This window comes from Streptomyces sp. NPDC007856 (genome assembly GCF_042868225.1).
In the GTDB taxonomy this organism is placed as follows: domain Bacteria; phylum Actinomycetota; class Actinomycetes; order Streptomycetales; family Streptomycetaceae; genus Streptomyces.
Genome location: NZ_JBIAEC010000062.1, coordinates 1 through 9,753, shown reverse-complemented (window position 1 = coordinate 9,753; position 9,753 = coordinate 1). Strand labels below are relative to the sequence as shown.

Sequence of the window (9,753 nt, the reverse complement as noted above, 5' to 3'; positions counted from 1 at the left end):
AAGGCGGCAGAGCCCGCCAGGCGCAACCGCTGACCAGCACGTAGATGATCGCCGCGAACAGCGTCTCATCAGGCGTGTCCTGCGTTCCGCCGCCCCGTGGCCGCACCTTCGACGGTGGGATGAGCGGCTCGGCGATCTCCCACAGCCCGTCCGGAACAATCCAACTCCACGTATCCCGCCCCATAGACTGAACCTTCCCCCTCCGCGGGCGCGTCGGTCCAACCGCCCGGCAGCGGCGCGGCAAAGACGGTAGCCATCGCCGGCAAGGGCCGCCCTGTCACGGATCCGCGTCTCATCGCGATCGAGAAGAAGCAGGAAGTGCTCGACAAGGTCGCCGGGCAGATCACTGAAGGGCTCTCTGAATCGGACCGGGCCAGGATTCCGGGCTTCACGGAAATCGAAGTTGACCCCGACCACAACGGCCTGCGCCTGCACTGGAAGGGCTCCCCGCCCCAGCGTGTGCAGCGTATCCTTGCTCACCTGCCCGAGGGCGTGACTGCTTCGGTCCTTCCGGCCCGCTACTCCAAGGCCGATCTGCACGCGGCCAGGAACAAGCTCCTGCGCGGCGGGAAGCCCGTGAAGCTGCGTGTCGCTGGCGTGTCGACCCCCATACGCATCACCAGCATCGGCCCGGCCGTGGACGGAGGCGGCCTCGGCATTACTTATGCCGATGCCCTCGGTCCGGGCACGGCCGCTCCAAAAGATCCCCTCGCACCGGCTGCCCGCAAAGACCGTTCGCGCGAGGTCAAGGCCCTCACCGGCCGGTTGACGGGCATCAACACCACCGCGAGCTACAAGGCTCCGCCCGCAGAGGCCGCAACACCTGCGGCCCCGGTCAGCCGTCCTGCCGCCGCACACCCCAACGCGTCGGAGATCACCAGGCAGACGGACTTTGCCCCCTGGACCGGAGGTTCCGCGCTGAAGAATCCCACCGGCGGTATCTTCTCCAGTGGCTTCGGCATCAAGAACGAAAAGGGTCAGAACATGCTGACCACCGCCGCCCACTGCAACGGGAACGACGGCCTTTGGCGGACCTATGCCGGTGGTGACGCCGTCGGCAGCAGCGATGGCCTTGAGGTCTCTACGGCCGACGACGTCCAGGGAATCGACCTTCCGAAACCCCAGCTCAGCGGTTACCTGTACGACGGGGCAGCGAAGCTGACCTACGACTACTCGAAACCGGTCACCGGCTGGGGTCACAACAATGTCGGCGACTACGTGTGCGAGGACGGCGCTAACGGCGGTGTTCACTGCAACATCAAGATCGCAAAGACTGACATCGGAACCAGCGGCGTTGGCGGTTGGTGGCGGCCAATCACCGACCTCGCTTACGCCACCTCGCTGACTCCGGGTGTCAGGGGACGCCAGGCAGGCCGGAGAGCGAGTGTGCGGGGGCTGCGGTGAACGGCTGGGGCCGGAAGCACGGCCCGATGCCGTGTACTGCTCATCGGCATGTTGTGCCAGGCAGTGGCGCCGGGGACGCCGGTTACGCAAGCGGGTGGCCGCGGAGTTGAGCGGTGCCGGCCAGCTGGAGGCTCCTCCGCAAACTGCGGTGCTCGACCACCCGGGTCACCAGCTTCGTCCAGGCCGTCCTCACCCTTCATCTGACCAGCTCAGAGTGAGGGTGGAAAAGGCTTACTGCGTACTCCGTCCGGTTTGCAGACCGTGCGGCGCTTCGGCTACGACCCGCACGGCAACCTTGAGACGGTGGTCAACTCCTTCGCTCTGCCACTGCGGTTCACTTGTGACGAAGACGCCCGCATCACGTCGTGGACCGATCGCAACGACTGCACCTTCCCTTGCACATACGACGAGCACGGCGGGGTGGTGCAAACGGTGAGCCCGGCCAGTGCCGGCGAGGCAGCCATCGACTGTGTCCGGTCGGCACTGGATCTGCTTGAGCCTGCGCTTGACGGCCTTGGTGATCTGGGCCGCTTCCGAGACATCGCACTCGACGGGCCGAGGTTGTCCGGCTGTCACCGGTCGATCAGGGGGCCGGTCACCCGGCCCGCTGGGTTGTCTCCCCGGCCTGGGCGGGTACCGCGGGCAGGGGGACGGTGCAGGAGGCGCAGCGTCGGGCCTGGGCCGGGACGGGGCTGAGGCACTCGGGGCAGTCCCGCTTGGGGGCTTGGACGTCGTTGTGGGGAGCGAGGCGCTCGTGCAGCTTGTTGATCGGGAGTACGACGAGGAAGTACAGGGCGCTGGCGAGGAGGAGGAAGCTGATCGCCGCGTTGATGAAGGCTCCGTAGGGGAACTTGGTGGCGCCTACTGTGAAGGTCTTGCGGGTCATGTCGCCGGTGGCACCGGTGGCCAGCCCCACGAGCGGGGTCAAAAAGGCGCTGACGAAGCCGTTGACGACGGCGGTAAACGCCGCTCCGATGACGATGCCGACCGCCAGGTCGACCACATTGCCGCGCAGGATGAAACTGCGGAAGCCCTTCACCTTTTCACCCCTTCAAGGCCCATGACATCGACGGGCGGTACCCCGGCCCCTCACCCCGGATGCCCTGCCACGTCTCACCCATACCTACTGGGCGCTGGGTGAGCCGGCAGACGGGCCGGGTGCGGTGAGGTGCTGTCAGCTCCGTCCGAGCTTGTGCAGGGCGGTGGTCCAGTCGGCGGCGATCGCCTTCTGCGCCGCGGCCAGTGTGATCTTGCCCGTGCAGACCGGCTCTTCCACTCACAGGTTGAGGGGATCGTTCGGATCGCCGCCCAGCTCAAGGCTGACGAGGTGGTCATACTCGGCATCGCCGGTGGATCGGCGCCGTCGGCAACATGCCCGAGACGCGAGTCACCCTCACCGACGTGGAGACGAGTCGGCCGCCTCGGAGGCCGGCCCTCCGTGCAGCGCGCACAACCTACGGGCTGCACGGAGGGCTGACCTCATTGACGCCGCGCAGCGCTTCAGTTGGCTGGCTGAGCGTGACGGATGACGGCCGCCACGTCTGCTGGCGTGGTCCAGCCGCAGTCCGGGGATGCCGGGCTGGCTGGCATGGTCATCGCACGTCGACGTAGTCCGTGGCCAGGGGGCTCTTGAGGTATTGGTCGCCTATGTTGCGATTCAGGGCAACTGCCCAGGTGCCGTCCTGGGTGTCGTTTTGGGTGATGTTGAGGATCCGGCCCTTGGAGTCGGTGTCCAAGTCACTGATGTAGCGGTAGGTGGAGGCGCCGCGAGGCCGGAAGTACAGGGCGGGGCTGGCGTCGGCGAGCGGCTTCCAGGTGGTACCCGTGTAGTACTGGAGCGTGCCTTTTAGGTGGACGAGGCCGTTCCTGCGGACCGGTTCGGGGGTTACGTCGAACCCGGTGATCCGTGTGGGGTAGCGGCGTAGGTGGACGGGCTTGGTGGTGCTGCTCGCAAGGTCGGGATTGCCGTTGAAGCGGGCACGCCAGTAGGCGTTGTTTGGCGCGGTGAACGACGTGCCGAAGACTTCCTGGAAGTTGGGTTTGTTGTGGCGGATCTTCACCGGGGTGGTGGCGGCGGACTTCCAGCCGGTCTTGCCGTCTTTGGAGTATTCGATGGTGACGGCGGTGTTGGACGGCCAGTGGGCACGGGGATCGCTGTACTCGATGTCTCCCAAGACGTGAAGCCGGGAGTCGTCGTCGAGCGTGGCGTCCATGGTGAGGTTGGTCGTGAATGCCACGCGGAGGCTGAAGGGCTCAGTGGCAGGCTGCAAGAACGGCGTGCCGCTGAGGACGAGTTGGCCGGTCGGCAGCGGATTGTCCGAGGGGACGCGCAGGCTGTAGAACCCGTTGTCGTCCGTGGTGGCCGTCCCCCCGAAGCCCTGCGAAGGGCCGGTACCTATGAGGCTGAGTGACGTGTGCGGCAGCGGCTGCCAGCCGTCGGCCGTCTGGATCTCCGCGTGGCCGGTAACCGTACCCGTCGTTCCCTGACGCAGATTGAGGGCGTGCGTGCTCGCCGTGAACCGGGTCGGTGCCTGCACGGGGTTCATGGGCTGCTGGGGCGAGCGCAGGAGGATCGCCCCGGGGTAGACGTTGGAGTCTTGTGGCCACGCCTGCACGTCGGCCCAATACACGTTGGGGATGAACGAAAAGGTGAGGCGCCCGTCGGCGTCGGTCTGCGTGCTGAACCTGTTGTACGGGGAGGTCCCCTGGCAGGTGATGACGACCGGCGCGTTGGCGACCGGCACCCGTGTGCCGGGCGTCCGTGGGTCCTCGGCGAGTTCGGTACCGCTGACGGTCACTTTCTGGTGGAAGTAGTCCGGCTTGGCCGGCGTTACCGTAAGGTCCGGGACCGTGAGGATGGTCTGGTACTGCAGGGTCGAGCGTGAGGCGACGCCGGTGACCGTGGCGCCGGAGGAGTCCTCCATATCGACGGTGATCCGGTACTCGCCGAGGTTCGCAAGGTGCACCGGGGCCTGCCAGATTCCGGACCGGCCGTCCGTGCCGGACTGCTGGGTGAAGTCGTCGGTGGATCCGGCCTCGGGCGCGCCGTCCGGGCTGCCGACGGGGGTGAAGTGTGCGGTGATATGGGTGATCGCAGCGTCCGAGTGCGCGGTAATGAAGACCATTCCGGGATAGTCGTACCAGGCGTCCGCGTTATCCAGGACGGGTCCACTCCCTGGAGCGGCATCGGCACGGGCCAGCGCAGGGCCGGTGAACATCGAGGCCGCCAGCGCTGTGGCGGTGGCAGTCGAAAGCAGAGCAGCACGTCGCACGGTGGTATCCCCCCACAGGATCACATGGCCCCAGCTCAGGGAGGGGGCCATCCAGTACCCGGCCCGACATCACCGTTCGTCTGGTGCGGATCGTGACCAAGTGATGGACGAATATAGCGGCTGGATCGAACACAAGCTCTCACCGGCCACCTGAAGTGCTCAGTCACAACTGAGTGTCTGCGGACACGCGGATGCGGACGAGCACAACCAGGCCTGGGTGGAGGCGCTCGAGGTGCTGCGCGACGGGAACGGCAAGCGAGGTGGGGCTGGGTGCTCTCGGGAGACCTGCGGCCCCACCACTGGCAGTTTCGTTTGGATCGGTCTGTCGTTGGTCCGGGGGTGCCGTTAACAGATGCCCAGTGGGCGCGGATCGAGCCGTTACTCCCGGACCGTACGCCGAAGCGGGGAGGCCGCTGGCGGGATCACCGTCAGGTGATCGACGCGATCGCCTTCAAGTTCCAGACCGGGACGCAGTGGGTGCACCTGCCGGAGAAGTACGGCAACTGGCGAGGCGTCTACAACCGGTTGCGGATGTGGGCCGTCGACGACACCTGGGAGCGGGTCTTCACCGCTCTGGTGGCCCAGGCCGACGCCGACGAGGACCTGGCCTGGGCCGTCTCGGTGGACTCCACGATCGTGCGGGCTCACCAGCACGCTGCCGGAGCCCGCAAAAAGGGGGCCTCGGCCGGCGAACCCGCCGACCACGCCATCGGCCGGTCCCGCGGCGGACTGACCACGAAGGTCCACCTCGCGGCCGGTGCCCGCGGCCGACCGCTCGCGTTCGTTCTCACCGCAGGCCAGGCCGGTGACGCGCCCGCCTTCACCGATGTCATGGGCAGGCCTGCGCGTTCCCCGACGGCGTGGCCGTCCGCGCACCAGGCCCGACGTGGTCCTGGCCGACAACGCCTACTCCTCCCGCGCGATCCGCGACCACCTGCGCAGACGCGGCATCTGGGCGGTCATCCCTGTCCCGGCGGATCAACGGGGCCACCGGCTGCAACGGGGCAGCCGGGGCGGCAGACCACCAGCCTTCGACCGTGAGGCCTACAAGGAGCGCAACATCGTCGAGCGACTGATCAACCGGCTGAAGGACTGGCGCGGTATCGCCACACGCTTCGACAAGACGCCCGAGAGCTACCTAGCCGGCCTCGAACTCCGCGCCTCGATGATCTGGCTCGGAGACCTCCTGCAAGCAGCCGATTGATCACGACATCACACAGGCCCTAGTAGGACTCCGTTAGCCTCCCTGTTTCGCTTCGCGTGGCTGAGCTGGTCGGATCGCGGTGAAGCGGTGGTGTCGGTTGCTCGTGGTCGGGTGGGCATGGCTGGGGCCCGACGCGCGGGTCGGTTTCTCCAGGATTCCTCGGGTCGTGGGTGGTCAGGGGCGGTGCCGCGGTTCAGGTCGCCGGCCGTGGCAGGGCCGTGAGGCGGGCGAATGCGCTGATCAGCTCGTTTCGCCAGGGCCAGGTTGCGGAGATCCGCAGGCGCAGGCGGCGACCGCCGCGGGTGATGCGGGCGGCTGCGTGTAGCAGCCGGTAGCGGAGCTTCTTCGGCTCGGCGGCGGCCAGTTCGCCTTCCAGCAGCAGAGTGCGCATCCAGGCGAGCAGGTCGAGCGCGGTCAGGGACAACTCCAGCCACGCTTGGTTGATGGCGAAGTGGCGGGAGGGGAAGCGGCCGAAGCCGGCGGTCTTGCCGCAGCGGATGCGGTCCTCGACGCGGGCGTGCGCCCGGTGGCGGACTTCCAGGTGCTGCAGGGAGCCTTCCTCGTAGGGGGTGTCGGTGAGGAAGACCTGGTGGCGCATGCCTTCGTCGAGGTCGAACAGGGACAGTTGGGCGCCGGGATGCGGGCGTTCACGCCGCACGATGATCCGCGTGCCCTCGGGGTAGCCGTCCAGGTCCACCAGGCCGGTCAACTCGGCGACCTCCGCGCCGGTGCGCAGGGAGCCGTCCTGCTCCAGCGCGGGATGCCAGACGTGCTGGGGCAGGGCGCGGATCGCGCGGCGGACCGGTTCGGTAACGGGATATCCGACCGAGAAGAACGTCCGGATGCCGCGCGAGCGCAGGGCGCGTATGTGGTGCAGGAATGCCTTGGCACCTCCGGCGCTGTCGGTGCGGATGAGGAGGGGGGTGCCGTGGCGGTGGGCGTCGGGGATCTGGACCATGGCCTGCTCGAGGACGGCGATGTGATCGGCGGCGGTGTTGGCGCCGGCGTTGCCCGGCCGCAGCACTCCTGCCAGGGCTTCGCCGGTGTTGTCCAGGAAGCACAGGAGCGGGTGGTAGCCGAAGCCGCGTTTATAGGTGGCAGCCGCCTGTTCCTTCTCGGAGTGGCAGGTGACGAGTGTGGCGTCGATGTCCAGGACCAGGCCCGCAAGGTCGCGTCCGCCCGCGTGAGCCGCGGGTATCCCAGGGCTGGTGTCGGCGGCCTGCATCCAGGCGACTTCGCGGGCGGCGGCGCGGGCCGCCCGCAGTGCCGCGAGGGCGGCAGGATATGCCGGCCAGCAGCCGCCAGGCGGTCGCAGTGGAGGCCACCGGACCGAACACCTCGGCCTGATCGCGCAGTAGAGCCAGGTCCGTGATGGCCTCGCCGCCGTCGGCGAGCATCACCGCCAGATCCACCGCGATCCTGCCCGGACTGTGTCCCGTCCCGCGAGGCCGCAGTCGGCGCAGCGCGTTGGTGAACGCGAGGGTCAGGCCGGTGGCATCGGCGAGATCGGCCAGCAGACGGGACCCGGCATGGCTGACCACCCCGCGCCCGTCGGACGAGACGACGAGCTTGGGGCGCGACCCGGTAGTGTGCACGCAGAAAGTGCCTTCCTGCTGTGATGACAGAGACCTTAGACAAGCCTCATCGTCCCAGTTCAGAAGGCACTTTCGCGTTCTCGCTCAAGATCCGGACACTGCGGCAAGTGAAACGCGCAGGCTAGCGGCTGGGCTTTCCATCCCATGCCGTCAACCCTGGGGGGAAACGGCCGTGACCTGCGGAAACAGCCCTATCGATAGAGGTTGGTATCGCGATCGTGCCCAAAGTCCGCTTCACTTTGCGCGTTGACGGCGGTGGCCTGCGGGAACACGCCTGCGGCCTTCTGCGGGAAGCGCCTTCGCGCGAAGCCGCTTCCGAGGCGTGAAGGAGGGCCCTAAATATCACCCGTTCGGGTGAATGTAGGGGCCGCCACGGAGGCCGACGAGGCATGTCGCTCACTGCTGGACCCGGCCGACGCGCCAGGTCGGCGCACGCCTTCTGCATGCGAGTACGCGAGATGTACGTCCCGGTTGAGCCGGCGCCTGGCGTACGGTCTCTGCACGCCGGGCGAGGGGCCGTGTGCGGCGAGCACGTCTGCGCGGGGCCGAGCGCGCGGACGAGGCCGCTGGCGGCGAACACCGACTCCGGCTCCATCACGTCCCCTCGACATGTTTCAGCCCGTGCAGCCCGACCACGGCACCGGGCCGAGCGCCGGGAGGCCGACCGGGTGCTGTACTCCTTCGACGTCAAGGGCCGCACCGAGGTGGCCGTCGTGGTGGCCAAGGTCCAGAAGGATCGCCCCGGTTGGGGCCCGGAGACGAACGCCGCCTGCGATCCCGCCGAACTCCCGGCCGCGTGCGCGGCCGCCCAGGGCTGGGAGGTGTGGACGGACCGCGGCGGCGCACGGGTGCCGGTGAGCCGGCTGGAAAGCTCCACCGGAGCCGAGCACTGCGGCTGGCAGTCGGTCCGCTTCCTCACCCTGGGCGGCCGCACGTACGTCTGATCCCGAGGGTGTGCTCGCCCGTGACGGGCTGCTCAGCGCGCCGTACCGCAAGCAGGTCCGCATGCCCGCGGGCGCCCGCGACACCGGGTACCACTACCGTGACCGGCACCTGTGGCTGACGGAGGACCGGGACACCGCCTACGTCCGCACGTCCTCCGGAGTGGAGGCCTGGCCCCGGGCGGCGCGGGAGGTCGCCTGCAAGTGACCGGTCACCGGCTCCGGTGCAGTGCGACCAGCAACTGCCAGACCTGGTCCGCGACTTCCTCCGGCGTGGCCCGCAGCAGCCCGTGCAGCCAGTCCGCGAGGACACCCGCGAAGGTCGCCGCCACCGCCGACGCGACCAGCGGGGCGTCAGCCGCGCCGGCCAGTTCGCGCTCCTCGAGGCTGCGGGCCCGCAGGTCCCGGTGTAGCACCCGGCCGAGCGGCCCGCCGCCGCCCGGCGCGAGCAGCGACCGGTACAGGGCCGCGTGCGGGGCCAGACCGGTGAAGAACTCCCGCAGCGCGGGCGGGGCGTGGACCGGATCGGGCCGCCCCCGCCAGGCGTGCAGCGCGTCCACCGCCTGCCGTACGACGTCCGCGCACGCGTCGACCGCCAGCGCCTCGATGCCGTCGTAGTGCACATAGAACGTGGCCCGGCCCACCCCGGCCCGGCGCACCAGCGCGGCCACGGCGACCTCCGCCGGCGGTCGCTCGGCGCACTCGGCGAGCAGGGCGGCGCGCAGCCTGGCGCGGGTGCGCGCCGCCCTCGGGTCCTCGTGCGGCGCCCGGCTCATCGTGCGGCGAGGACGGCGGCCAGCGCGAGCGCGCCGGGCAGCGCCTGGGCGAACAGGATGCGGCGGTTGGCCGTGGTGGCGCCGAACACGCCCGCCACCACCACACAGGACAGGAAGAACACCTGGACCCGAAAGCCTGTCGGGTCGGCGGCGAGAAGCCCCCACACCAGTCCGGTCGCGAGGAAGCCGTTGTAGAGGCCCTGGTTGGCGGCCAGCGGAGCGGTCGCCCGGGCCGTCTCCGGGTCGAACCCGTGCAGCCCCCGCCCCGGCTTCCGCTGCCACAGGAACATCTCCAGCACCAGGATGTACATGTGCAGCACGGCCACCAGGCCGACCAGCACGTTCGCCACGATTTCCATGAGCAGCGAGCCCTCCCCATCTTGGACAGATGTCCAGGATAGCTGGACACCTGTCCATGAAATCACCGGGTCCCGCCACCCCCGGCGCAGCTCCCGTGCCCGTAAGGCCGGGTGTGTCAACTTAACGGCTGATCTTGGTAGTTGAGGTGTCAGTTGTTGCTGGGGGTCAGGCGGCCCTCGAAGGCGATCTGGAACGCGTTCA

General features: G+C 68.7%; 9 protein-coding genes and 3 pseudogenes. 6 read left to right on the top strand and 6 right to left on the bottom strand.

Translation table 11 applies throughout. The features are described 5' to 3' along the window. The coding region (locus tag ACFYOH_RS43900; protein WP_388637768.1) for a transposase at positions 1 to 184 on the bottom strand (184 nt) is incomplete at its 3' end. A 134-nt stretch (positions 185 to 318) separates the two neighbouring features. Here ACFYOH_RS43900 and ACFYOH_RS43895 point away from each other — a divergent pair. The 3 genes and pseudogenes from ACFYOH_RS43895 to ACFYOH_RS43885 all read left to right on the top strand — a co-directional run. Then, positions 319 to 1,404, top strand: a complete 1,086-nt coding sequence (locus tag ACFYOH_RS43895) for a hypothetical protein (protein WP_388637765.1) — start codon at positions 319 to 321, stop codon at positions 1,402 to 1,404. Between the two features lie 122 nt (positions 1,405 to 1,526). Then, a pseudogene (locus tag ACFYOH_RS43890) lies at positions 1,527 to 1,622 on the top strand (IS5/IS1182 family transposase); the annotation flags it as partial. 16 nt (positions 1,623 to 1,638) lie between these two features. Continuing rightward, a pseudogene (locus ACFYOH_RS43885) lies at positions 1,639 to 1,845 on the top strand (hypothetical protein); the annotation flags it as partial. A gap of 154 nt (positions 1,846 to 1,999) precedes the next feature. Here the strand turns inward: ACFYOH_RS43885 and mscL are convergent. Beyond that, positions 2,000 to 2,443, bottom strand: coding sequence for a large conductance mechanosensitive channel protein MscL (gene mscL / locus ACFYOH_RS43880; RefSeq protein WP_115912821.1), 444 nt, complete (start codon positions 2,441 to 2,443; stop codon positions 2,000 to 2,002). Positions 2,444 to 2,996: 553 nt separating this feature from the next. Then, entirely contained in the window at positions 2,997 to 4,529 is a 1,533-nt protein-coding gene (locus ACFYOH_RS43875; RefSeq protein WP_388637762.1) for a hypothetical protein, read from the bottom strand. 486 nt (positions 4,530 to 5,015) lie between these two features. Here ACFYOH_RS43875 and ACFYOH_RS43870 point away from each other — a divergent pair. After that, positions 5,016 to 5,880, top strand: a protein-coding gene (locus tag ACFYOH_RS43870) for an IS5 family transposase (RefSeq protein ID WP_388637759.1) whose coding sequence is annotated in 2 segments (ribosomal slippage) — positions 5,016 to 5,516 and positions 5,518 to 5,880 — 864 coding nt in all. Because the reading frame shifts where the segments join, the coding sequence is not laid out codon by codon here. Positions 5,881 to 6,073: 193 nt separating this feature from the next. Here ACFYOH_RS43870 and ACFYOH_RS43865 read toward each other — a convergent pair. Beyond that, positions 6,074 to 7,475: pseudogene (locus ACFYOH_RS43865) on the bottom strand (IS1380 family transposase). A gap of 668 nt (positions 7,476 to 8,143) precedes the next feature. Here ACFYOH_RS43865 and ACFYOH_RS43860 point away from each other — a divergent pair. Further along, the gene (locus tag ACFYOH_RS43860) at positions 8,144 to 8,419 is read left to right on the top strand and encodes a hypothetical protein (protein ID WP_388637756.1); all 276 of its coding nucleotides are present in this window, start codon (positions 8,144 to 8,146) and stop codon (positions 8,417 to 8,419) included. A 10-nt stretch (positions 8,420 to 8,429) separates the two neighbouring features. Next, positions 8,430 to 8,624 carry a hypothetical protein gene (locus ACFYOH_RS43855; RefSeq protein WP_388637753.1) on the top strand — a complete coding sequence of 65 codons (195 nt, stop codon included), beginning with the start codon at positions 8,430 to 8,432 and terminating at the stop codon, positions 8,622 to 8,624. Between the two features lie 4 nt (positions 8,625 to 8,628). Here the strand turns inward: ACFYOH_RS43855 and ACFYOH_RS43850 are convergent, their stop codons facing one another. Together ACFYOH_RS43850 and ACFYOH_RS43845 are read right to left on the bottom strand one after the other, a co-directional pair. After that, the gene (locus ACFYOH_RS43850) at positions 8,629 to 9,192 is read right to left on the bottom strand and encodes a TetR/AcrR family transcriptional regulator (RefSeq protein WP_388637750.1); all 564 of its coding nucleotides are present in this window, start codon (positions 9,190 to 9,192) and stop codon (positions 8,629 to 8,631) included. Then, on the bottom strand, positions 9,189 to 9,551 hold the full coding sequence (locus ACFYOH_RS43845) for a DUF1304 domain-containing protein (RefSeq protein ID WP_388637747.1): 363 nt from the start codon (positions 9,549 to 9,551) through the stop codon (positions 9,189 to 9,191). The genes ACFYOH_RS43850 and ACFYOH_RS43845 overlap by 4 nt, the downstream gene beginning before the upstream one ends. Between the last annotated feature and the right edge of the window lie 202 nt (positions 9,552 to 9,753).

Bases quoted from the DNA above. Each gene is read 5' to 3' on its own strand.
- ACFYOH_RS43845 (WP_388637747.1), bottom strand. From the start codon at position 9,551: ATGGAAATCGTGGCGAACGTGCTGGTCGGCCTGGTGGCCGTGCTGCAC.
- ACFYOH_RS43850 (WP_388637750.1), bottom strand. From the start codon at position 9,192: ATGAGCCGGGCGCCGCACGAGGACCCGAGGGCGGCGCGCACCCGCGCC.
- ACFYOH_RS43875 (WP_388637762.1), bottom strand. From the start codon at position 4,529: ATGGTCTTCATTACCGCGCACTCGGACGCTGCGATCACCCATATCACC.